Origin of the sequence: Pseudomonas sp. dw_612, from assembly GCF_018449725.1 — a bacterium.
In the GTDB taxonomy this organism is placed as follows: Bacteria; Pseudomonadota; Gammaproteobacteria; order Pseudomonadales; family Pseudomonadaceae; genus Aquipseudomonas.
In genome coordinates this window covers 257,309-280,156 of sequence record NZ_JAAVVC010000007.1, presented here as the reverse complement: position 1 = coordinate 280,156, position 22,848 = coordinate 257,309, and the positions used below count along the sequence as shown (strand labels likewise).

At 58.4% G+C, this 22,848-nt stretch carries 17 protein-coding genes; 6 read left to right on the top strand and 11 right to left on the bottom strand.

Annotation, left to right across the window (positions count from 1 at the left end; translation table 11 throughout):
- Window positions 1-47 precede the first annotated feature (47 nt).
- From HB680_RS14135 to HB680_RS14100, 8 genes are all read right to left on the bottom strand, one after another.
- The gene (locus tag HB680_RS14135; RefSeq protein WP_213939235.1) at window positions 48-1,736 is read right to left on the bottom strand and encodes a thiamine pyrophosphate-binding protein; all 1,689 of its coding nucleotides are present in this window, start codon (window positions 1,734-1,736) and stop codon (window positions 48-50) included.
- Between the two features lie 25 nt (window positions 1,737-1,761).
- A complete protein-coding gene (locus HB680_RS14130) occupies window positions 1,762-2,958 on the bottom strand; it encodes an FAD-binding oxidoreductase (protein WP_213939234.1) in 1,197 nt (398 codons plus the stop codon).
- Window positions 2,959-2,992: 34 nt separating this feature from the next.
- On the bottom strand, window positions 2,993-3,805 hold the full coding sequence (locus HB680_RS14125) for an NAD(P)-dependent oxidoreductase (RefSeq protein WP_213939233.1): 813 nt from the start codon (window positions 3,803-3,805) through the stop codon (window positions 2,993-2,995).
- A 35-nt stretch (window positions 3,806-3,840) separates the two neighbouring features.
- Window positions 3,841-5,043 (bottom strand): pyridoxal phosphate-dependent aminotransferase, encoded by a 1,203-nt coding sequence (locus HB680_RS14120; RefSeq protein ID WP_213939232.1) that lies wholly within the window; start codon window positions 5,041-5,043, stop codon window positions 3,841-3,843.
- Entirely contained in the window at window positions 5,043-6,710 is a 1,668-nt protein-coding gene (locus HB680_RS14115) for a hydantoinase B/oxoprolinase family protein (protein ID WP_213939231.1), read from the bottom strand. Before HB680_RS14115 ends, HB680_RS14120 begins: the two co-directional genes overlap by 1 nt.
- Window positions 6,711-6,739: 29 nt before the next feature.
- Entirely contained in the window at window positions 6,740-8,815 is a 2,076-nt protein-coding gene (locus tag HB680_RS14110) for a hydantoinase/oxoprolinase family protein (RefSeq protein ID WP_213939230.1), read from the bottom strand.
- 168 nt (window positions 8,816-8,983) lie between these two features.
- On the bottom strand, window positions 8,984-9,742 hold the full coding sequence (locus tag HB680_RS14105; protein ID WP_213939229.1) for an SDR family oxidoreductase: 759 nt from the start codon (window positions 9,740-9,742) through the stop codon (window positions 8,984-8,986).
- Window positions 9,735-10,484, bottom strand: coding sequence for an SDR family oxidoreductase (locus HB680_RS14100; RefSeq protein ID WP_213939228.1), 750 nt, complete (start codon window positions 10,482-10,484; stop codon window positions 9,735-9,737). Before HB680_RS14100 ends, HB680_RS14105 begins: the two co-directional genes overlap by 8 nt.
- Before the next feature lie 114 nt (window positions 10,485-10,598).
- On the opposite strand from HB680_RS14100, the gene HB680_RS14095 reads away from it, so the two are divergent.
- Both HB680_RS14095 and HB680_RS14090 read left to right on the top strand, forming a co-directional pair.
- Entirely contained in the window at window positions 10,599-11,216 is a 618-nt protein-coding gene (locus tag HB680_RS14095) for a TetR/AcrR family transcriptional regulator (protein WP_213939227.1), read from the top strand.
- A 5-nt stretch (window positions 11,217-11,221) separates the two neighbouring features.
- Window positions 11,222-12,445, top strand: a complete 1,224-nt coding sequence (locus HB680_RS14090) for a DUF3422 domain-containing protein (RefSeq protein WP_213939226.1) — start codon at window positions 11,222-11,224, stop codon at window positions 12,443-12,445.
- 760 nt (window positions 12,446-13,205) lie between these two features.
- On the opposite strand, the gene HB680_RS14085 is transcribed toward HB680_RS14090, so the two are convergent.
- The 3 genes from HB680_RS14085 to HB680_RS14075 all read right to left on the bottom strand — a co-directional run bounded on the left by HB680_RS14085 (window position 13,206) and on the right by HB680_RS14075 (window position 16,411).
- Window positions 13,206-13,565, bottom strand: a complete 360-nt coding sequence (locus HB680_RS14085; protein ID WP_213939225.1) for a helix-turn-helix transcriptional regulator — start codon at window positions 13,563-13,565, stop codon at window positions 13,206-13,208.
- Between the two features lie 1,544 nt (window positions 13,566-15,109).
- On the bottom strand, window positions 15,110-15,562 hold the full coding sequence (gene rnhA / locus HB680_RS14080; protein ID WP_054047533.1) for a ribonuclease HI: 453 nt from the start codon (window positions 15,560-15,562) through the stop codon (window positions 15,110-15,112).
- Between the two features lie 90 nt (window positions 15,563-15,652).
- Window positions 15,653-16,411, bottom strand: a complete 759-nt coding sequence (locus HB680_RS14075) for a methyltransferase domain-containing protein (protein WP_213939224.1) — start codon at window positions 16,409-16,411, stop codon at window positions 15,653-15,655.
- Window positions 16,412-16,476: 65 nt separating this feature from the next.
- On the opposite strand from HB680_RS14075, the gene gloB reads away from it, so the two are divergent.
- The 4 genes from gloB to HB680_RS14055 all read left to right on the top strand — a co-directional run bounded on the left by gloB (window position 16,477) and on the right by HB680_RS14055 (window position 22,845).
- Window positions 16,477-17,244, top strand: a complete 768-nt coding sequence (gene gloB / locus HB680_RS14070) for a hydroxyacylglutathione hydrolase (protein WP_213939274.1) — start codon at window positions 16,477-16,479, stop codon at window positions 17,242-17,244.
- A gap of 99 nt (window positions 17,245-17,343) precedes the next feature.
- The gene (locus tag HB680_RS14065; protein WP_213939223.1) at window positions 17,344-18,813 is read left to right on the top strand and encodes a transglycosylase SLT domain-containing protein; all 1,470 of its coding nucleotides are present in this window, start codon (window positions 17,344-17,346) and stop codon (window positions 18,811-18,813) included.
- Between the two features lie 361 nt (window positions 18,814-19,174).
- On the top strand, window positions 19,175-21,007 hold the full coding sequence (locus tag HB680_RS14060) for an extracellular solute-binding protein (protein WP_213939222.1): 1,833 nt from the start codon (window positions 19,175-19,177) through the stop codon (window positions 21,005-21,007).
- Window positions 21,004-22,845, top strand: a complete 1,842-nt coding sequence (locus HB680_RS14055; RefSeq protein ID WP_213939221.1) for an extracellular solute-binding protein — start codon at window positions 21,004-21,006, stop codon at window positions 22,843-22,845. Before HB680_RS14060 ends, HB680_RS14055 begins: the two co-directional genes overlap by 4 nt.
- Window positions 22,846-22,848 lie beyond the last annotated feature (3 nt).

Here is a 22,848-nt window from a genome sequence, read left to right as displayed (position 1 = left end):
GAAGGCAAAAAAAGGCGGGACGATCAATCCGTCCCGCCCGAAATCAATCAGCGCGAAGCGAGGGCTTTTTCGCGTATCTGACTCAGGGTCATTCGAGGAGTCAGCGCCTCCGGATCGACCTGAATCTCGATCAACGCAGGTTTCTGCGAAGCAAGACACCGCTCGAACGCTTCGGCGAACTGCTCGGTCGCCACGACCGTCTCGGCATGGAAGCCGTAGGAGCAGGCCAACATGGCGAAGTCCGGGTTATGCAGTTCGGTGCCACAAACGCGACCTGGATAGCTACGCTCCTGATGCATGCGGATGGTGCCGTACATGCCGTTGTTCACCACGATCACCACCAGGCGAGCGTCGTAGTTGGCGGCCGTTGCCAACTCTTGACCGTTCATGAGGAAACAGCCATCGCCGGCGAATGCCACGACCATGCGCTCCGGGGCGGTAATTTTGGCCGCCACCGCCGCCGGCACCCCATACCCCATCGAACCGTTGGTTGGGCCCAGCAGCGTACGGAAGACGCGGTGCTGATAGCCGCGATGCACCCAACCGGTGTAGTTACCCGCACCGCAGGTGATAATGCTGTCGTGGGGCAGGCGATCGTTGAGCCAGGCGATGACCTCGCTCATTTGCACCGGGCCGGGCGAGGCCGGGCAGTCAAAATTGGCGCGGTAACCACGGTTGAGTTGTGCCGTCCAGTCAGCCAGCCCTTGCGGGTTCACGGCTGGCAAGGCAGCCACCTGCGCCGCGAAGGTTTTCATCCCGGCATTGATCGCCAGGGTGGGTTGATAAACCCGCCCCAGCTCTTCAATTCCCCCGTGGACATGAATCAGCTTTTGATTCGGCACCGGGATATTGACCAGCGAATAGCCCCCCGTGGTCATCTCGCCCAGACGCGCGCCTATCACCAACAACAGATCCGAATTTGTTACCGCCTCGACCAACTCGGGACCTGCCGCCAGGCCCAGGTCACCGGCGTAGTTAGGCAGCGTATTGTTGAACAGGTCCTGGCAGCGGAACGACGCCGCTACCGGCAGATTCTGCTTCTCGATAAACACGCGTATGTTTTCAACGGCCTCGGCACTCCAGCCACCGCCGCCAAGCACCACCAGCGGGCGCTGCGCCTGACCGATCAGGCGTTGCAGCTGTTCGAGCGAAGAAGGCGAAGCGGCCGGCTCTATGGCCTGCGCAGGACCGGCATCAGCGACATCCACCAGATCCGTCAGCATATCTTCCGGCAGCGCCACGACGACTGGACCCGGCCTACCGTTGGTGGCGCGATGGAAGGCTTGACTGAGCAGCTCGGGCAAGCGCGCAGCATCGTCCACTTCAACGACCCATTTGGCCATTTGACCAAACATGCGGCGATAGTCGATCTCCTGGAAGGCTTCGCGCTCCACCTGATCCCGGGCTACCTGACCGATGAACAGGATCATTGGCGTGGAATCCTGGAACGCCGTGTGAACCCCCACCGAAGCATTGGTTGCGCCCGGACCACGAGTCACGAAACAGATGCCCGGCTTGCCCGTCAGCTTGCCGTACGCCTCGGCCATGTAGGCCGCCCCGCCTTCCTGGCGGCAGACAATCAGCTCAATATCATCCTTGGCATCATGCAATGCATCGAGCACGGCCAGATAACTTTCACCGGGCACACAGAAGGCACGTTCGACACCATTGATGCGCAAAGCATCGACCAGCACCTGACCACCTGTACGGGTCGCTGTGGAATTGTTGTTAGTCATCGTTGTTCTCCATCAGGCCACGCGGTCAGATGACCGAGTCTTCCAAAAAGGGACGGTTTTCCACCACGCGATCGTAAGACAACGCGCTCAGATCCAGGCTGCGGTATTCGCCGTAAGTGATCAGTTCACTCAGGCCGCGACCAATCGCGGGCGCCTGCTGCAGGCCATGACCGCTGAAGCCATTACAGAAGAGGAAGTTGCGCACCTCATTGTGCGGCCCGACGATTGCGTTGTGATCCAGCACGCAGAAGTCGTAGTGCCCAGCCCAGGAGTTGACGACCTTAATCGCCTCAAACGCAGGGACACGCTCAGCGAGGATCGGCCAGACCTCTTCGTCGAATTCATCGTGCATGACCTCGAAGTCATCGAAATCGACTTCCGGATCGACTTTGGGATAAGTGCCGCCGAGGTACAGATGACCTTCCGGACGAAAAAACACGCCAGTCGGATCGATAGTCAGCGGGACCACACCTTGCAGTGGTGTGTGACAGTCGAAAACGAACAACGAACGTCGACGCGACTCGACCGGAATCTGCAGGCCAGCCATTTTTGCCACTGCGGGGCCGCGGGTGCCGGCGGTATTGACCAAGTATTCACAGGTGATGCGCTCGCCACTGGCCAAGGTCACGCCCGTGACCAGATCGCCCTTGCGCAAGACTTCAACCACCTCGTTCTCGATGTACTCGACACCCATCGAGCGCGCTTTCTTGCGAAAGCCGTTCATGATGCCGTAGTTGTCGAACCAACCTTCATCCTTCTCGCCATAAGTTCCGCCAGCCAGGCTGTCGGGATTGACCCAGGGGAAACGCTTGATCAGTGCTTCAGTATCCATGAGGGTCACATCGGCGCCATTATCCAGTTGTGTCTGGTGCAGACGCTTGAGTACGTCGAAACCCTTCCGGTCGGCCAGGAACAGATAGCCGTTTTCCTTGAAGGCGAGGTCAGGTTTGTCCCCATTGACCTCCATCAGTTGCGGAAAATCCCGGATAAACTGCGCACCAAACCGAGAGATCTGAATGTTGATCGGGTTGGAAAACTGCACGCGAATCGAGCTGCTGGAGAGCGCGGTGGCCGACTGCGCATAGGTCCAGTCACGCTCGATGACCAGCACTGACCCAGTGAAGTCGGGGTTGTTGGCCAGGAAATAAGCCGTAGCACTGCCGTTCACCGCGCCGCCCACGATCACTACGTCGTAGTGTTGCTTTGTAGCTGTCGAAGCCATGGTTCGGGACCTCTAAGAATTCGATAGGGAAACGTTACTTCGGATCTTCGAAATGGCCGGCTCCGGCAAAATTGCCACCGTGGTAGCGCGCGGCAGGCTCATTGGGGTCCAGAGGCGGGAATTTCGCTTCGATTTTTTCGCGATAATCATCGGCACTGTCCTGTGGCATGTAGCCAATCGACGAGGCGGTGCGGTTGTCCCACAGCGATTCACGGTTGGCCGACATGCCGTAGACAATCATGTGCGCAACGCGCGGCGCGGTCAGCGAGCGCTCCACCAGTTGAGCAAAGTCGGCGAACGACAACCAGGTCGCCAGCATGCGGCGATCCAACGGTTCTTCGAACGAGGAACCAATGCGCAGATTCACGGACTCGACGCCGAACTTGTCCCAGTAGTAGCGCCCCAGATCCTCGGCAAAGCATTTGCTCACGCCGTACAGACTGTCGGGACGATGCGCAACAGTAGAGTCGATGGTTTCGGTTCGGTCGTAGAAGCCAATGGCATGATTGGAACTGGTATAAACCACTCGCTTCACACCATGCTGACGCGCGGCTTCGTAGATGTTGTAGGTACCCACGATATTGCCATTGAGGATCGCGGCAAAGGTGTTTTCCAGCGGTATACCCCCCGCATGAATGATCGCGTCAACGCCCTCGGCGAGCGGCAGCACATCGGCCAGGTTGCCCAGGTCGCAGCACACCAGCTGCTCGTGCGGTGCAGCCGTGCCCATGTCAGCGATATCGGTCAGGCGCAGCTCATCGGCGAGATCCCGCAGGTGCTCACGCAAAACTTTGCCCAAGCGGCCGGCAGCGCCAGTAATTAACAGTCGTTTGAAAGGCTTGCTCATCAGATCAATCTCAAATTAGTCAGTGACTGCAACGCTTAAACCAACAGGGCCAGCGCATCGCGCATCTGCACGATGGCCTGCTCAAGCTGTTGCCGGGACGTTGCGAATGACAGGCGGATGTAGGGCTCAAGACCAAACGCAGAACCCGGAACCGTTGCGACCTTGCCGACCCGCAGCAAATAGTTGGCCAGGTCGGTATCGCTCTCGATCACCTGCCCATCGGGCGTAAGCCTGCCGATAAATGCCGAGCATTTCGGGAAGGCATAGAACGCCCCTTCCGGCATCTGCAATTCCAGTCCATCGATTGCGGCAAGGCCTTCGACGACCATTGCGCCTCGAGCCTGATACTCACGGTTGGCGTCGCGCACGAAGTCTTGCGGACCGTTCAAGGCTGCCGCAGCTGCCAACTGTGAGATGGCCGAGGGACATGTCGTGGTCTGCGACTGGGTTTTGTTCATCGCGACGATCAGTTCTTTTGGACCCGCGGCATACCCCAGGCGATAGCCCGTCATGGCGTAGGCCTTGGACACCCCGTTGATCAGCAGGGTGCGTTCACGCATCTCGGGGCACGCCGTCACGAATGGGACGAAGGGCTTGTTGCCGAGAATGATGTGCTCGTAGATCTCATCGGAGATCACCAGGACCCGCGGATACTTCTGCAACACGACACCCAATGCCGCGAATTCTTCCCGGGTGTAAATCGCGCCACAGGGATTGTTCGGCGAGTTGAGCATCAGCCAGCGCGTCTTCGGCGTAATGGCCGCTTCAAGCCGTGCAGCATCGAGTTTGAACCCACACTCGGAACCGCAGGGAATGACCTTCGGCACACCACCGTTGAGCAACACCATATCGGTGTAGGACACCCAATAAGGAGCCGGCGTGATGACCTCATCGCCCGGCTCCAGCGTTGCCAGAAAGGCATTGAACAATAGCTGTTTGGCACCGTTGGCCACACAGATTTCGTCCAGACCGTAGTTCAGCGCGTTTTCGCGAGCGAACTTGTCGACGATGGCCTGACGCAACACCTCGTAACCGTTGGGAGCGGTGTAGTGGTTGTTGCCGTCAAGCATGGCCTGGTAGGCCGCTTCGATGACATGGGCCGGGGTGTTGAAGTCCGGCTCGCCCAGGCTGAGGTTAATGACCGGCTCGCCTTGAGCGAGCATTTTTTTGGCCAGGACAGACACCGCCATACTTGGCGAACTCTTGACTGTTCTGACCCGTGAACTTTGAAATTCCATCACTTGGCCCCCTGCCCGGCTTCATAGCCATAATCGTCACGCGCTTGCTCGGCACTGATGTAGCCAAAGCGCAGGTCGCGCTCGACCTCTTCGCGAGGGCGCTGACGCGGGTCGCCGTAACCACCACCGCCAGGCAAGCTGAGAATCAGACGTCGATCCGAAGGCACGAACTGCTGGCCCTTGCCCCGCAACAGCGTGCCGTCGTCCAGACCGACATACCCCTTGGCACCCTCCTTACCGCCTTCAAGGCCACGAGCCGGATAAAGAATGCGGTCAAACATCGCGCTGAAGCGGAACGAGTAACCCTCGGCAGCGGACACTTCGATCTCCTGCCCCAAACCACCGCGCAACTGACCGGCGCCGCCGGAGCCATTGCGCAGTTCCTTACGCCAGACAATGACCGGCCCTGCATGTTCGGTGGCCTCGACCGGCATGGTGTGCACGCCGCTCGGGAACGCCGTGGCACTCAAACCATCCTTTGCCGCGCGCGCGCCCATGCCACCACTGTTGAACATCAGCATCTCGGCATTTCGCCCATCCGGATTGCTTTCCAAAGGACGGACACTCAGATGCAGGTTCCACAGCGCACTTGCGCCCTCGGCCGGAACCTGGCCGTGCAGGCATTTGTGCAACGCCCCCAGCACCAGGTCAGGAACGAAATGACCGAGCACATGACGTACCGATACCGGTGCCGGATGCTTGGCATTCAGAATGCAACCTTCGGGCGCCACGACATCGAACGGCGCCAGGGACGCGGAGTTGTTCGGGATCTCGGGAGCGACGATGCACTTGAGGCCATAGCAGGCGTAAGCCTTGGCATAACCCAACGGCACGTTGATACCAAATTGGCTCACACCGGAGGTGCCGTTGAAATCGGTCAAGATGCCGTCCGGGCCGACCGTCAGGGTTACCGACAGGGTCACTGGAACGTCGTACCCGTCCAGGGTCATGCTGTTCTGGTAGGTGCCATGCGGCAGCGACTTGAAGCACTCCAGCGTCGCACGGCGACTGTGCTCCAGAATGAAATTGCCGATGTGCTCCAGGTTTTCCAGGCGGAACTCTTCGAGCATGCTCAGCAGGCGCTTGTGGCCGGTTTCATTGCAGGCTGACAGCGCGTAGAAATCACCCACCACCCGATCATCCTCACGCACGTTGTTGCGCAGAATGTTGATCAAGTCGCGATTGACCTTGCCACGCTCGAACAACTTCATGATCGGAATTAACAGGCCTTCCTCGTAGACTTCCCGGGCATCCGGGCCGAAGCCACGGCCGCCGATGTCGACCACATGGGCAGTACTGGCGAAGTAACCGATCAAATTGCCCTTGTAGAACGAGGGCGAAACGATGGTGATGTCGTGCAGATGGCCCGTACCCTTCCACGGGTCGTTGGTCACGTAGACATCGCCTTCGAAGATGTTGTCTTGGCCAATGTCGTTGATGAAATGCACCACCGCCTCGGCCATGGTGTTGACGTGTCCCGGGGTCCCCGTAACAGCCTGGGCAAGCATGTTGCCAGCACGGTCGAAGACGCCGGCGGACAAGTCGCCGGCTTCACGCACACTGGTCGAGAACGCGGTGCGGATCAGCGTCAGGGCCTGTTCTTCAACCACCGAAATCAGGCGATTCCACATCACCTGCATTTGAATATCGATCAAGGTATCGCTCATGGGGAAATCGCCTTCTATGCAAGTGACGCTTAGCGTCGAACAACCAACAGGCAGCCGTCAGGCTGGACCGTGGCGGTGAAGGAGGACGACACGAAGGTCGACGTTTCGCGCTCGGCGATGATGGCCGGGCCATCAACATGAGCACCCGGTTGCAACTCCTCACGCTGGAAGATGCCGGCATCGACAAAACCACCGCTGACGACGTCGAAAACCTCTCGACGCGAAACCTCGTTAGCACGATGCGAGGCGCCGATCTGCTGGATTGGCTGCACCGGCAGTAAAGGCGAACTGGCTTTAACCGACCAACTGACGATCTCGACATCCGGACCTTCGATCGGGCGACCGAAAAACTGGATGTAGGCCGCTTCGAACAGCGCCTTGAACTGTTCGGTATCGCTGTTGCTGAATGGTTTGAACGGCAGGGAAACCGGAATCTCCCAACCCTGGCCGACATAACGCATGAACGCCGTGCATTCCAGCTCAGGCTCGCCTTCGGGCATACCCTGGCGCAGGAAGCCGATGGACTCGGACTTCATGTCATCAATCAGGCCATTGACCTGTGGCGCATCGAATTCAGAGAGACGCACAAAGGCACTGCGGACTGCCTCGTAGCCGAAGGGAGCGCGCAGGAAACCGATAGCCGATCCGACGCCAGCACCGGCTGGTACGAGGAAGCGCGACACACCCATTTTTTCGCACAGACGCGCAGCGTGCAGCGGACCACCGCCACCGAAGGTGATCATGGTGTATTCGGCGATGTCCTTGCCGCTTTCAACTGCGTGCACACGCCCGGCGTTAGCCATGTTTTCATCGACCACTTCACACACGCCGTAAGCCGCGGTGACCGCTTCCATGTTCAATTGCGTACCGATGACTCGTGCGGTGGCCGAGGCGGCGTTGTCGATGGACAGGCGCATCGCGCCGCCGGCGAAATTGTCCGGATCGAGGCGACCGAGTAACAGGTTGGCATCGGTGATGGTCGGCTCCAGGCCGCCACGACCGTAGCAGGCCGGACCCGGTTCGGAGCCTGCGCTGTGTGGGCCGACCCGGATCTGGCGCATGCTGTCGATGCTGGCAATCGAGCCGCCACCGGCACCGATCTCGACCATTTCCACCACCGGGATCGAGATGGGCATCCCGCTACCCTTCTTGAAGCGATAGGTACGCGCCACTTCAAAGGTCTTGGCGGTCTTTGGCACCTGGTTTTCGATCAGGCAGATCTTCGCCGTGGTACCGCCCATGTCGAAGGACACCACAGAATCCAGTGAGTATTTGCGTGCTATGTCGGCTGCGAAAATCGCACCACCGGCCGGGCCGGATTCGACCAGCCGCACGGGAAACTCTGCGGCGCTCTGCACCGAGATAATTCCGCCACCGGAGTGGATCATGAAGACCGGGCAATCGGCGCCGGATTGCTTGAGCGTCACCACCAGACGATCCAGATAGGACTTGATCAGCGGCTTGACGTAAGCATTGGCACAGACGGTATTGAAGCGTTCGAACTCGCGCATCTGCGGAGAGACTTCACTGGAAATCGACACGGATACCTTCGGCAAGCGACGTTGCAAGGCATCGCGCAACAGGCGTTCGTGGGCACCATTGACGTAACTGTGAATCAGGCCGACCGCGATGCTCTCGTAGTTGCCTTCGGCCACTCGCTCGACCAGCGCATCGATATCGGACTGTTCAGGTGCGATCAGCACATCACCGTGCACATCCAGACGCTCACGCAAGGTGTAGCGGTGTTCGCGTTCAATGAGCGGCGGCGGCAAGGTGATGTTGATGTCGTACTGTTCGAAGCGGTTTTCCGTGCGCATTTCCAGCGTGTCACGAAAACCTTCGGTGGTAATGAATGCCGTCTTGGCCCCACGCCGCTCGATCAGTGCGTTGGTGGCCAGGGTCGTGCCATGGATCAGTTGGTCAATGTCGGACAGCTTCAGCCCGGCGGCATCGATGACACTTTTCACACCGGTGAGAATGGCGCGCTCTGGCAGCTCATAGTCGGTAAGAATTTTGGTTGAATGCAATACCCCGCCTGCATCCAGCGCGATATCGGTAAAGGTCCCACCTATGTCCACGCCGACCCGGCATGAAGTAGCAGTCATCGTCGTATCCCCTGAAATTCCTGATTTCATGACAAGAGGCAATCAAGCCCGCCTAATATGTAAGTTATATGTTGTCTTACATGTAGTCAAGCATTGCCACCCAGTCTTCGGCTGCTTCAGACACTCTGAAAGTGTCGACCGAGATCGATGAGATCCCGGCCCGGACCATCAACCCTTGGTCTTGACCATGCGCGCCCCGCCCACCGCTTGAGCGGTCGGGAAAACCTCCAGGCGCGACACATCAACTTGCTGAGGCAGGCTCAACGCCGCCAGCAGCAACGTCGCAATGTCTTCCGGCATGATCGACTCATAGCCTTCGTACAATTCAGCACCCGCGGCCTGCATGCCCATGGTGGTTTTGTAGAGTTGCGTCTGGACCCGCCCAGGGGCAATTTCCGTCACGCGCACCCCGCTGCCGAGCAAGTCGCAGCGCAACGCATCACAAAACAGACTGATGCCAGCCTTGGATGCGCCGTACACGGCCGCCCCTGGATGCGGCGAACGACCAGCACTGGAACCAATAAAGAATAGATGACCCCGGCCACGCTCGATCATTCCTGGCAGCACCTTGCGCGCCAAGTGCAAAGGCGCCTTCAGGTTGATGTCGAACATGTTGTCGATTTCCGCCGGGGCCATCTCCTGGAACGGGGATCGGGTGGACAACACCCCGGCGTTATTGACCAGCACATCCACCGGATAGCGCGCCAGGATTTCGGTGAACGCATCGACTTGTCGCACATCGGCCTCGACCACTGTCACACCTGGCTCAAAGCGCAATTCAGCTAATGCCTCGGGGCTGCGACCGACCGCAATCACCTGCAAACCGGCATCGCGCAACGCCAGGACAACGGCCTTGCCGATACCGCTGGTGGCGCCAGTGACCAAAGCCCAGCAATAGATTTCCGGTACCGAAACTGAATCAGGCATAGATGTAGCCTCCGCTGACGATCACGTTCTCACCGGTGGCATAGCTGTTGCGACTGCTACCCATCATGACAATCCACTCGGCAATCTCGGCGGGCTCGGCAGCACGGCCCAGCGGGTTGGCCGCAGCCAGCTCACCGAGGAAGCCCAACTGCTTTGCGCGCTCGGTGGCAAAACCTGCGGGCGCCACCGAATTAACCAGAATCTGATCCTTGGCACAGGCTTGAGCAAAGGATTTGGTCAGACTGACAACGGCCGCTTTAGTCGCGGCGTAGTGGGCGTTCTGCGGGTGAGCTTTGAAAGCGTCTACCGAAGTCACATTAACGATACGGCCAGTCACGGCAGGTGCAGCCACGTAGGCCTGCATGTGCTTCACCGCAGCGACCATCATGTGGTAAGTCCCTTTAATGTTCACCGCGTTTTCCAGATCCCATTCCTCGTCGGTAATCTCGAAAATATCCTTTCGTGGGTAGATCGCAGCGCTGTTGACTAGGCAATGCACACGCCCCAGCGCATCGACGATTTGCTGGAAAGCGCCATGGGCGGATTCCTGCCGAGAGATATCGCCAACCGCAGTGGCAACTTCGCAACCATCGGCACGAAGCACCTCTGCCGCGACGGCCATCAACTGTTCGTTTCTATCGATGATGCCGATTTTCGCGGCCCCGCGTTTACGCATTAGCTTTGCGGTTTCCAGCCCCAAACCCGAAGCACCGCCGACGATTACGACCGTTTGCCCATCCATAAAACACCTCCGCGATTAGTCTTTACGTAAGATGCCTGTTGTCTTACATTTGGTCAAACCAATTTGTCCGACAATGGTCGGCAAGTACCCAGTTCAAGAACACAGGACAGCACCATGCCTGCGGCTACTATCTACTCAAAATCCGTACCCAGCAGTGCCCGAGACCGTCTGCTTGATGTGGCGCTGGAACTCTTCGCGACGCGCGGTTATCAAGCGATAGGTCTGCGCGACCTTGCAGGGCAACTGGGGCTGCATGCAGGCTCGCTTTACGCGCATATCGAGAACAAGCAGTGTTTGTTGTTCGAATTGATCGAAGGCGCAGTGTCTGACCTGCTGGCCGATACCAAACGTCGTATGCGTGGAGCCAGGACTCACCGTGATCGCCTCCACCGCTTTGTGCATGCGTTCGTGGCTTTCAACTTGGCAGAAAAGCACCGACTCCTACTGGTGACACGTGAATTCGTCAATTTGACCTATGAGCAGCAGCAGGAAATCAACCTACTCAAAAGCAACTATGTCGCCCTATTGAGAGCAATCATCGCCGCTGAACGCGGAGAAAATGGCTGCATCAGCGACCGCACCGGACTAATCACAGAGGCCGTCATTGGGATGCTTTACGGACAATCCCTCTGGCAGAGCACACAAGTCCCGGAACAAAAACTGACGGATGCCCTGACTCACTTTGTCGTGGGAATCGTTACCTGCGGCAAAGACTCAGCGTTCAAGGCATAAGCACCATGCACCCGCTACGACATTCGCTTCATAACGAACTGCACGCCCGCCCTTCCCTGTATTTCAGCGAGCCGGCCTATGTTTTTCAAATGGCCTCCATGGGCAGCGACAGCGAGCGACAGTGGCTTCTCAACAGTCTCTATGATGAACCGGTCAGTGGTGAAATCCCCCAAGGCATCACCACACTTGATGGGCATTGGCTGAAATGGGAACGACATGCCGAGTTCTTTACCCTCACTTACGTCGTCACCGCGCCAACAGATAGTCCGCACTGGAATTCCTTGCCTGGTGCCCTAGCGGTAAAAATCACCCCCTACATTCAACTCTTGATCAACAGCGTGCAAATAGTGGTTCGCAACAATAATTCCTGGACGGGAGATCACTCGGAGTACGGATTCAAGGATCCGTGCGGATCATCCATAGGAGGTGGCGATGCAGCAGTCTGGAGCGATTTCCGGTTGAGCGAATGCGGTGAAAACCGTTTTCTATTCATCAACAATCACCTCAACGCCTATCGCCAAGGGCGCATGATTCGCCGACTGCTTGAGATTGAAACCTATCGCATAATGGCCTCACTTTCGCTGCCCGCGGCAAAGCAACTGAGTTCCCAGCTCAACGTTTTCGATAAAACGCTGGCCGATCTGTCGGAGCGAAACGCCGCACCTGACAGAAACAATACAAAAGCCCTGCTTTCCGAAATTGCAGAGCTGTCTGCAAAAGTCGTCAGCCTCGCAGCCAAACACCGCCACCGCTTCAGCACCACACAAGCGTACGCTCAGCTCGTATTCGAACGCTTGGCAGAACTGCGGGAAAACCGCGCTGGTAATTGCCAGCGTCTAGGCATATTCATCGAACGCCGCTTCAAACCAACGGTGAGATACTGCGCCGTTACGGAACAACGGCTCGACATACTGGCGAAGAGCGTGGCCAATCTGGGTGAACTCTTACAGGCACGCGTCCAGGTGGAGATGGAGGAGCAAAACGCCGAAATCTTGAAAAGCCTGAATGCCCGAGCTGATGCACAGATCAAGATTCAACGAGCAGTTGAAGGCCTCTCCATTATCGCCATCACCTATTACGTTCTAAATCTGTTGAAGTTGCTTTATTCGGGGGTGCATTTGCTGGGAATGGAGCTGTCTCCAAGATCAGCGATCATTGCGATGGCACCCATTGCAATTTTCATTCTGGTGCAGATTCTTTTACGGATAAGGGCAGTAAAACAGCATTGAACTGCATCAAGGCAACTTTTGGCTCATAGCTTCTTCGCCAGCTGTGGGACACCTCGCTCGCTATCAGTAAAAACACAGCAGTGATAAACCGCCCGCAAATATCGATTCTGGCGCTCAACAATGCGCATGTGAGCACCAATGGATACAAGCCAACGCGAACCAAGACGATGGCAGTCATGAGCCGATTAATGCCGTTCTCGATAGGCAGCTTTCCGCCCAGAGTGTGTAAAAACGCTGAGCCAAAATTGAAGTCTGCGCTTCTATGCCAAATCTGAGATTTATCGGCTGGTTGGCAGACCTAGATTTTGCGTAGAAACGCGATTTACAGTTCTACTTGGGACACCAATCGCGCTGAAAACCGTTTTTACATGCTCTGGGCCAGAAGCAGTCAGTGGAAGACTTCGGCCCAGTTCACGCCAATCGAAAAACCATGGCACGTATCGTAAGGGTAGGTTCATCTAGGTCGGTCACTCGTACTCAGCATCAGCAGTTAGCGCTACATTGCTATTGCTCATACCTGACACAGCAGAGCCACAGTCACAGTGTGAGCTGCGCAATAACTCACCCATGGCACAATGAAGCATTAGCTCCGTAGTTAACTACCTTCGCCCGGTGTGCCGGAATTCTTTTCACGCTCCAGAGCTAGTAGCCGCACTCTTCGCCAGGAACGCCACTAATTGGACGCCCTCATCGATCATCGTTGTTTACGCAACTGCTGCAGCGTTACGGTGAACCTCATCGGTCGTAAGAAATGAGGCAATCACCAATCGCTGCTTTTATTTTTGCTTGAGCATGCCGCCTCAGCATCGTCGGAGGCACCGCGTCGCCCGGTTGCGCGCCGGCGCTTTTTGCCCTCCATACGTATGATTTGCAGTGGACTGGGCCGTACGTCTTCCAACAGTGAACTCAGACGCTCCAACTCGCCGATTGCGCGCAGAACGGCGATCAGGTTGATCAAGGTGCCTTTGCCCTGATTGAGCAATAGGTGCAACGTCTGACGGCTGATCGCCGCGTTCTCGGCCACCGCCTCGAGGCTGATGTTCTTCTTCAACCGCAGCGATTGCAGGCGTGCCCCGACGGCGGCAGCGAGGACTTGATCCGATTGAACGCGAAGTTGCATAGCGTCTATATTCCTAGACATTAAACGGCAAATATGCACTTTACGTCAGTAATTCTAGACAGTACAGCAAAGGAACAACTACCTGCTCTCCTCCGCTGCTGAGTCCCGCAGATCAAGGCCAATACTGACCTGCATCGTGAGGCTTATCGCCGACGCTCAAGAGCGCTGGCGCTGAGCAGCTGCAAATCAGCTCTGTTTAGCCTTGGCGTACCGCGCATCGAACGTTTCAGCCCGAAAACGGCAATGAGGTTTGAGAATCCTAGTTTTCTCAAACCTGTTCAATAGCCCGTTTCAAGGGTGAACTGGACAGTTCGTACAGCTGTAATAACGTAGGCGTAGCGCAGTACGAAATCTTCCGTAGCACAGTCATTTTGACTCATCCGGGTCACGCCGCCAGTCACCAAACGGCGCATCGGCCTCCACGTAGCGCATGGCCGTGTGCACATCCCGCCAGCCGACATAGTCCATCAAGGCCTTGGGGCTCCATTGATTGCGCGTGCCCAGGTGGCAAAACCCCAGGCGTAACGAATACAGCTGAAGCGCTCCCGCGCGTAAGTGCCCGGCATAACACCCGCGACACGCTGTTTGGATGCATAGCACTCGGGGCGAGACGTCCCCAGCGATCAATGCCGCAAAACACCGGGCCTGCCTGCAATTGACTGAGTATCAACCACTGCTCATACGCCTGCACCGGACACAGGCGCTGCGAGGCCGGTACACTGACGGTGCGCCACTGATGATCACGGTCGGATCTGCTGCTGGCTCGCCGAGCAGTCCTGACCTCCCCTGCGCTCTCTGCATGGGCAGCCGTGGTCTTTTGGAGGGTGCCCCGCTGGAAAAGCTCAGCAAAGCTGGGTTCCAGCCCGACGTCTTTTCACCTGCTCGGTTGTCGAGCGGTTAAGCCGTAGAGACGGGCCTGGCGAACGGTGAGAAAATCCTAGGTGGCAAGACAGTCCATACAGAGGTTTTGTCTGGGCAGCCCAGATGAAAACTCCCCCAGGATCGGAATAGTTAACGAGCTTGATGGGTTTGCATCACAGGATGTTTTACTGTGTATTGCCTATGATTTGCATAGGAATTTTTGTAAACAGAAGTTGAGTGATAGCGGGCAGGAAGAGAGATGCTATCGGAGTTTCTACATGCCCAACTTAAAATGTAAACGATGGAAGCAGAAAAAAGCTCATGGTTTACATTTCTGGCTCATCATGGATGAAACTCAACCATCAGAATCATGCAATCCGGCTACTAAATCCCCGCACTACAGTACTTTAACGCCGCCACACTGTGTTACAGACTCGGTTTACAGGGTTGACAAGTAACCAGAACAAGGCAACGGATCTGGTGGCCATCAGTGCTCAGCTCTCAACGGGTCAATCGTGCAAAAGCGGCGATCTTAACATGCTCTCGCGTCGGCTCGCCCACCGCGAACTTTGTAGGAACTGCCGCAGGCTGCAATCTTTTGATCTTGCTTTTGATTTCTGAGTCTGCCGAAGATCAAGATCAAAAGATCGCAGCCTGCGGCAGCTCCTACAGGGTGCTCGTCGTTAGTCCTGCTTGTACCCGCGCACTTCATCCACGCCCCGATTAGCCAACTGGTCAGCCCGTTCGTTGCCATGGTGGCCGATGTGCCCACGCACCCATTTCCAGGTCACGGTGTGGCGATTGACCTGTTCGTCCAGCAACTTCCACAGGTCGGCATTTTTAACCGGCTCTTTCGCCGCCGTCTTCCAGCCACGTTTCTTCCAGTTGGCCATCCACTCGTTGATGCCTTTCATCACGTACTGGGAGTCAGTCACCAGCAGCACGTCGCAGGAACGCTTGAGTTCTTCCAGGCCCTTGATTGCGCCCATCAGCTCCATGCGGTTGTTGGTGGTGTTGGCTTCGCCGCCCCACAGTTCCTTCTCGACGCCCTTGCACACCAGCAGTGCGCCCCAGCCGCCGGGGCCGGGGTTGCCTTTGCAGGCGCCATCAGTGAACAGTTCTACGCTATCGCTCATGCCAATCTATCCAGAAAATGCGGTGGCTCGCCGATCCAGGATCGACGATGCCCGAGGCCAGGCAAACCCGGCCGGGAAAATAAAGAGTGTTTACGGCTCGATACGGCGGCGATTGACCTTGGCCATCGGCAACGGAATCAGCTTGCCCATTGGCTCGCGTCGTTCCTGACGCACGGGGCGCAGGCCGACCACGATCTTGCGCGCCACCAATAAATAGAAGCCGCCGCCCGAGAGTTGCCAGTCACCGGCCTTGCGCTCCCAACCCGCCAGGCGGCTCTGCCATTTGGGCGACGCAAGCGGCGGACGATAGCACCCGAAGCGGCGTTTCTCCAGCGCGAAGCCCAGCAGGTTCAGCCAGTCACCGACCCGCGACGGCGAAATGCAACGGGCCTTGCGCAGGGCATCGTGGGCGAATACATGCCGCAGGCCCCACGTGCTCCAGGGATTGATGCCGACGATCAGCAAATGCCCGCCGGGCCGCACGCTGCTTGCCGCTTCGCGCAACAGACCGTGGGGCGACAGGCAGAAATCCAGCCCGTGTTGCAACACCACCACGTCGGCGGCGTGCTCGCTCAGGGGCCAGGCCTGCTCTTCGCAGACGATCTCGACCCCGGGCAATGGCGCACCAAGTCGCACGTTGCGCTGCACTTGCGGCGCCGACGGCGGTGTTTCGGCCGATGGACCGTAGTGCACCAGGTAGCCGCCGAAGAACCGGCCCAACTCGTCTTCGAGCATGCGCCGTTCTTCGTCCAGCAGAAATTGCCCGATCGGGCCGGACAACCACTCACGGGCGGCGCTGATCAATGTCAGCCACTCAGGATCGGCCTGAGCGAACGCTTTATCGGTCATTGCATTCTCCAAAGCGCCAGGAAGTTCTAAGATGCGCCATTGTTTTCCGCTTGGCGAATCCGACGATGATACAGATCAGTGCCCTGCCCGCCTTCACCGACAACTACATCTGGTTGTTACAAGACCACCGCACCCAACGCTGCGCCGTGGTCGATCCAGGCGACGCCGCGCCGGTCCAGGCCTGGCTGGCGGCGCATCCGGGCTGGGTGCTCAGCGATATTCTGATCACTCACCATCATCATGACCACGTCGGCGGCGTCGAGCAGCTGAAAAAAGCGACAGACGCGAAAGTCTATGGCCCGGCCAGCGAAACCATCCCGGCGCGGGATGTGGCGCTCAAGGACAACGACCGCATCAACGTGCTCGACTGGGACTTCGATGTCTACGCCGTCCCTGGCCACACGCTGGGGCATATTGCCTTTTATCACCATGGCCTGCTGTTCTGCGGCGACACCCTGTTCGCCGCCGGTTGCGGACGATTGTTCGAAGGCACCCCGGAGCAGATGCACACCTCGCTGACGCGCCTGGCATCGTTGCCTGAAGACACGCTGGTCTATTGCACCCACGAATACACGCTCAGCAACCTGAAGTTTGCCGCAGCGGTCGAACCAGGCAATCCGGACACTGCCGCACGTCTGGAAAAAGTCGCCGCTCAACGTGAAGCCGGAATTATGACGCTGCCCTCTACGCTGGCGCTTGAAAAGCTGACCAACCCGTTTTTGCGGGTCGACGAAACATCCGTTAAAGAAAAAGTGGACGAACGGAATGGAACCCAAAACCGGGGTCCGAGTGCGGTCTTTGCTGCCTTGCGGGCTTGGAAAGATAAGTTCTAAGCTGGCTACCCATTGGTACAAAAATTCTGAATGGTTGACCGCGGGGGGTACGCTTTCTAGAATCCCCCGACATTTTTGCCCGGAACTCACTTCCAGCCAATGTCGTCATCTATTCGTAAAGCCATCAATTCAGACGCATTGACCCGCTTGGCTCAAGCCATTGCGGTGGCTGTGTCCGCCACTTTGGCGGGCTGTTCAAGCCATGTGCCGCAGACCGAAGCGACACACACTCCGAATATTGCCGCGCGAGCCAAGCAGAAACCCATCTGGCTCAGCGAAAAACCAACACCGCAAGTACCTCAGGACGTCTGGGAGCGCATGCGCCAGGGCTTCCAGCTGCAGGACAACCTGGGCGTCAACCCGCGTATCGAGCAGCAACGACTGTGGTTCGCCAGTAACCCGTCCTTCCTCGAAAATGCCGGCGAACGCGGCAGCCTGTACATTCACTACATCGTCGAACGCCTTGAAGAACGCAACATGCCGCTGGAACTGGCGCTGCTGCCAGTGATTGAAAGCGCCTACAACCCGATGGCCTATTCCCGTGCCGACGCGGTGGGTCTTTGGCAATTCATCCCTTCCACCGGGCGTTACTTCAACCTGCGTCAAACCCGCTTCTATGATGGCCGTCGCGATATCACCGCCTCGACCACCGCGGCCATGGATTACCTGACCCGCCTGCACGACATGTTCAACGGTGACTGGTTGCTGGCCCTCGCGGCCTACAACGCCGGCGAAGGCACGGTCAGCCGCGCCATCGAGCGCAACGAGAAGCTCGGCCTGCCAACCGATTACTGGAACCTGCCGCTGCCGGCCGAAACCCAGGCCTACGTGCCGAAGTTGCTGGCCCTGTCGCAAGTGGTGCTGGCGCCGGAAGCCTACGGCGTGAACCTCAACCCGATCGCCAACGAACCGTACTTCCAGGTCGTCGAAATCAACCAGCGCATGGACCTGTCCAAGGTTGCCGCGGTGGCCAACATCGACGAGGACGAACTGTTCCAGCTCAACCCGGCCTTCAAGCAGCGCACCACCATCGACGGCCCCCAGCATTTGCTGGTGCCGACGTCCAAGGCGCAACTGCTGACCGCCAGCCTGTCGACCATGCGTCCCGAGGAGCTGATCAGCTCACGTCCACTGAAACCCGTGTTCGAAGGCGCCGACGACAACGAAATCGCCAGACTCAAGCGCGCCTACCGGGTGAAACGTGGCGACAACCTCGCCACCATCGCCAAGGCCAACAAGGTCGATGTCAAGGATCTGCAACGCTGGAACAAGATGACCGGCAAGAACCTCAAGGTCGGCCAGACCTTGGTGATGCAGGACAAAACACCTGCCAAGCGCAGCGCCGGCCGCATCAACACCGTCGTTGCCGCGAATGGCAAGTCGAAGGGCAAGGACACCGGCAAGACTGTCGCCAAGACCCAGCAGACCTACAAGGTCCAGCAAGGTGACTCGCTGTATATGGTTGCCAAACGTTTCAACGTTGAGATGCAGCACCTCAAGCGCTGGAATCCGCGGGTTGGCCAGGCGCTGAAGCCCGGGCAAATGCTGACGGTGTCTTCGCCACGCTAACAAAGAGCCCCTGAAATTCAGGGGCTTTTTTTCCCCGCGCCTTTTGCAGCTCCTGCGTTCGGCTCGTGTAGCAGCTGCCGAGGTACGAGGCTGCGTTCGGCTGCGAAGCAGTCGTAAAACCTGAGCACTCGGTCTTCCTGAAACACCGCGTCGGCTGATTTCACGACTGCTTCGCAGTCGAACGCGGCCTCGTACCTCGGCAGCTGCTACATGAGCCGAATGCAGACTCGCAGGTTCGGCTGCTGCTACAAGCAGTCCGCCCCGCAATTAACAGCGCATTAACGCCCTGTCTTTTTCCTGTCGATACAAGCTGTTACTGTACGGCCCACAAAGCCCAAGCCGCCTGGATCGGATCTCTGACTTGAAGCGTCCCCTCCTCCTTCTCCTGATCAGCCTGGCCTTGAGCTCTCCCGCAAGCGCGACGATCAGCGAAAGCCATGGTTATGCGCAGTTCGGCACGCTCAAGTACCCGGCCAGATTTACCCACTTCGACTGGGTCAACCCGCAAGCGCCCAAGGGCGGTACGTTGCGGGTGATGGCGTTTGGTACCTTCGATACGCTCAATCCGTACACCTTCAAGGGCACCAGCCCGGTGACCACGGCGAATTTCCTGCAATACGGCATCAACGAGCTCAACGAACCGCTGATGGTCGGCACCGGCCAGTACGCGCCGTCCGGCGACGAGCCGACCTCAAGTTATGGCCTGATCGCTCAAACAGTGGAATACAGCGAGGACCGCAGTTGGGTGGTGTTCAACCTGCGCCCCGAAGCGCGGTTCCATGACGGCACGCCGATCACCGCCTACGACGTGGCGTTTTCCTACCGTTTGCTGCTCAAGGAAGGCCATCCGCAGTACCGCACCGCGCTCCAGGAAGTGCTGCGGGTCGACATCCTGAATCCGCAACGCATCCGTTTTGTGTTCAAGCGCGCCGGCAATCCGCTGCTGATCCTGCGCCTGGGCGAGATGCCGGTGCTGCCCCAGCATTACTGGAAAGGTCGCGACTTCAAGGCCACCACTTTCGAACCGCCGCTGGGCAGTGGACCGTATCGCATCACCTCGGTGCAACCGGGGCGACAACTGATCTTCGAACGGGTCAAGGACTACTGGGGCAAGGACCTGGCGGTCAATCGCGGCAAATACAACTTCGATCGCATGGAAGTCGAGTTCTACCGCGACAGCGACGTGGCCTTCGAAGCCTTCAAGGCTGGCGAGTTCGACATCTACATCGAGCACCAGGCAAAGAACTGGGACAACGGCTACAACTTCCCGGCGGTGCGGCGCGGTGATGTGATCAAGGCGCAGATCCCGCATCAGATCCCGACCCAGAGCCAGGGCCTGTTCATGAACACCCGGCGCCCGACCTTTGCCGAGGCCAAGGTGCGCGAAGCACTGGGGCTGATGTTCGATTTCGAGTGGACCAACCGCACGCTGTTCAGCGGCGCCTACAAGCGCACCATGAGCTACTACCCCAACAGTGAATTCGCCGCCACCGGGCTGCCCGTCGGTCATGAATGGCTGATGCTCAAGCCGTATCGCGAGCAGTTGCCCGCCAAGCTCTTCACCGAGCCCTTCAGTCTGCCGCAGACCGAAGGGCGCGGCATCCCCCGGGAAACTTTGCGCAAGGCCCTGGGCCTGCTCAACGAGGCCGGCTGGAAGCTCATTGGCCAACGGGTGCAGAACGCCAACGGCCAACCGCTGCGTTTCGAGATCCTGCTGGTCAATCCGAACCTGGAGCGCATCCTCCAGCCCTACGTCGAGAACCTCGCCAGCATTGGCATTGACGCACGGCTGCGCACGGTGGATCGCGCCCAGTACAAACAACGCCTGGATCAGTTCGATTTCGACATGATCCTGATGACCCTCAACCAGACCCTCAGCCCGGGCCTGGAGCAATGGCAGTACTTCCATTCCAGCCAGGTCGGGGTCAAGGGCAGCAAAAACTACGCCGGTATCGCCAACCCGGTGGTCGATCACTTGCTCGAACAATTGCTCGCCGCCCAGACCCGCGACGAACAAGTTGCCGCCGGCAAAGCCCTCGACCGGGTGCTGCTGTGGCAGCACTACATCATTCCCAACTGGTACCTCAATTACCATCGCCTGGCCTACCGCAACCGGTTCGCCTTTGTCACCACGCCGCCCTACACCTTGGGCCTGAGCGCGTGGTGGCTGAAGTCTTCGGAGAAAGATCAATGAAACCCGTACGCGCCCTGCTTCTGCAGGCCAGCGGTCTGTTGTTCGCCGGGCTGGCCTGCGCCGCCCCGCAACATGCCTTGACCCTGTACAACGAGCCGCCGAAATACCCGGCCGACTTCAAGCACTTCGACTACGTCAACCCGGACGCGCCCAAGGGCGGGATCTTCCGCCAGGCCGGTTTCGGCGGCTTCGACAGCCTCAACCCGTTCATCAGCAAAGGCGTGCCGGCCGATGACGTCGGAATGATTTACGACACCCTGGCCAAACAGGGACTGGATGAACCGTTTACCGAATACGGCCTGATCGCCGGCAAGATCGAGAAAGCCCCGGACAACAGCTGGGTGCGCTTCTACCTGCGCCCCGAAGCACGTTTCCACGACGGCCACCCGGTGCGCGCCGAAGACGTGGTGTTCAGCTTCCAGACCCTGATCAAGGACGGCGCCCCGCTCTATCGCGGCTACTACAGCGATGTCGCCGACGTGGTCGCCGAAGACCCGCTGACGGTGTTGTTCAAGTTCAAGCACAGCAACAACCGCGAACTGCCGCTGATCCTCGGCCAGTTGCCGGTGCTGCCGAAACACTGGTGGGCCACCCGCGACTTCAACAAAGGCAACCTGGAAATCCCGCTGGGCAGCGGCCCTTACAAGGTCAGCGAAGTGAAGGCCGGACGCTCGGTGCGTTACGAACGGGTCAAGGATTACTGGGGCAAGGACCTGCCGGCCAACCGTGGTTTCTACAACTTCGACGTGATGACCACTGATTATTACCGCGACAACACCGTGGCCCTGGAAGCGCTCAAGGCCGGGCAGTTCGATTACTGGCTGGAGATGACCGCGAAGAACTGGGCCAACGCCTACAACATCCCGGCGGTGACCGAAGGCCGGTTGATCAAGGAACAGATCCCCAACGGAAACCCGACCGGTATGCAAGGTTTCGTGTTCAACCTGCGCCGCCCGGTGTTCCAGGACATCCGCGTGCGCCAGGCCCTGACGCTGCTGCTGGACTTCGAGTGGACCAACAAGCAACTGTTCAACGGCGCCTATGCGCGTACCCGCAGTTATTTCGAAAATTCGGAAATGGCCGCCACCGGCCTGCCGGACGCCGATCAACTGGCGATCCTCGACCCGTTCCGCAGCCAGCTCCCGGCCCAGGTGTTCAGCGAGGCGTTCCAGAACCCGACGACCGACGCCAGCGGCATGATCCGCACCCAGCAACGCAAGGCCTATCAACTGTTGCAAGAGGCTGGCTGGAAGATCGTCGACGACAAAATGGTCGACGCCACCGGCAAACCGGTGACCATCGAGTTCCTGCTGGCCCAAACCGAATTCGAACGGGTGCTGCTGCCGTTCAAGCGCAACCTCAGCGACCTCGGGATCGACCTGGTGATTCGCCGGGTCGACGTTTCGCAGTACATCAACCGCGTGCGCTCCCGGGACTTCGACATGATCGTCGGCAGCTTCCCGCAGTCCAACTCGCCGGGCAACGAACAGCGCGAGTTCTGGATGTCCGCCGCCGCCGACAAACCCGGCAGTCGCAACTCCATGGGCCTGAAAGACCCGGTGGTGGACCAATTGGTCGAAGGCCTGATCAACGCCGAATCGCGCAAAAGCCTGGTGGCCCACGCCCGGGCGCTGGACCGCGTGCTGCAATGGGGCTATTACGTGATCCCCAACTGGCACATCAAGACCTGGCGCGTGGCGTATTGGAACCACATCGGCCATCCAAAAATTTCACCCAAGTACGACGTCGGCATTGCCACCTGGTGGATCAAGCCTGACGCGAAACCGGCGGTAGAAGTCGAAACCAAACTGCAAGCCGACCCTGTGGGCACGGAGTAATCA

Excerpts from the sequence above, each read along its gene's own strand:
- HB680_RS14135 (WP_213939235.1), bottom strand. The coding sequence starts at position 1,736 with ATGACTAACAACAATTCCACAGCGACCCGTACAGGTGGTCAGGTGCTG.
- HB680_RS14130 (WP_213939234.1), bottom strand. The coding sequence starts at position 2,958 with ATGGCTTCGACAGCTACAAAGCAACACTACGACGTAGTGATCGTGGGC.
- HB680_RS14125 (WP_213939233.1), bottom strand. The coding sequence starts at position 3,805 with ATGAGCAAGCCTTTCAAACGACTGTTAATTACTGGCGCTGCCGGCCGC.
- HB680_RS14120 (WP_213939232.1), bottom strand. The coding sequence starts at position 5,043 with ATGGAATTTCAAAGTTCACGGGTCAGAACAGTCAAGAGTTCGCCAAGT.
- HB680_RS14115 (WP_213939231.1), bottom strand. The coding sequence starts at position 6,710 with ATGAGCGATACCTTGATCGATATTCAAATGCAGGTGATGTGGAATCGC.
- HB680_RS14110 (WP_213939230.1), bottom strand. The coding sequence starts at position 8,815 with ATGACTGCTACTTCATGCCGGGTCGGCGTGGACATAGGTGGGACCTTT.
- HB680_RS14105 (WP_213939229.1), bottom strand. The coding sequence starts at position 9,742 with ATGCCTGATTCAGTTTCGGTACCGGAAATCTATTGCTGGGCTTTGGTC.
- HB680_RS14100 (WP_213939228.1), bottom strand. The coding sequence starts at position 10,484 with ATGGATGGGCAAACGGTCGTAATCGTCGGCGGTGCTTCGGGTTTGGGG.
- HB680_RS14095 (WP_213939227.1), top strand. The coding sequence starts at position 10,599 with ATGCCTGCGGCTACTATCTACTCAAAATCCGTACCCAGCAGTGCCCGA.
- HB680_RS14090 (WP_213939226.1), top strand. The coding sequence starts at position 11,222 with ATGCACCCGCTACGACATTCGCTTCATAACGAACTGCACGCCCGCCCT.
- HB680_RS14085 (WP_213939225.1), bottom strand. The coding sequence starts at position 13,565 with ATGCAACTTCGCGTTCAATCGGATCAAGTCCTCGCTGCCGCCGTCGGG.
- rnhA (WP_054047533.1), bottom strand. The coding sequence starts at position 15,562 with ATGAGCGATAGCGTAGAACTGTTCACTGATGGCGCCTGCAAAGGCAAC.
- HB680_RS14075 (WP_213939224.1), bottom strand. The coding sequence starts at position 16,411 with ATGACCGATAAAGCGTTCGCTCAGGCCGATCCTGAGTGGCTGACATTG.
- gloB (WP_213939274.1), top strand. The coding sequence starts at position 16,477 with ATGATACAGATCAGTGCCCTGCCCGCCTTCACCGACAACTACATCTGG.
- HB680_RS14065 (WP_213939223.1), top strand. The coding sequence starts at position 17,344 with ATGTCGTCATCTATTCGTAAAGCCATCAATTCAGACGCATTGACCCGC.
- HB680_RS14055 (WP_213939221.1), top strand. The coding sequence starts at position 21,004 with ATGAAACCCGTACGCGCCCTGCTTCTGCAGGCCAGCGGTCTGTTGTTC.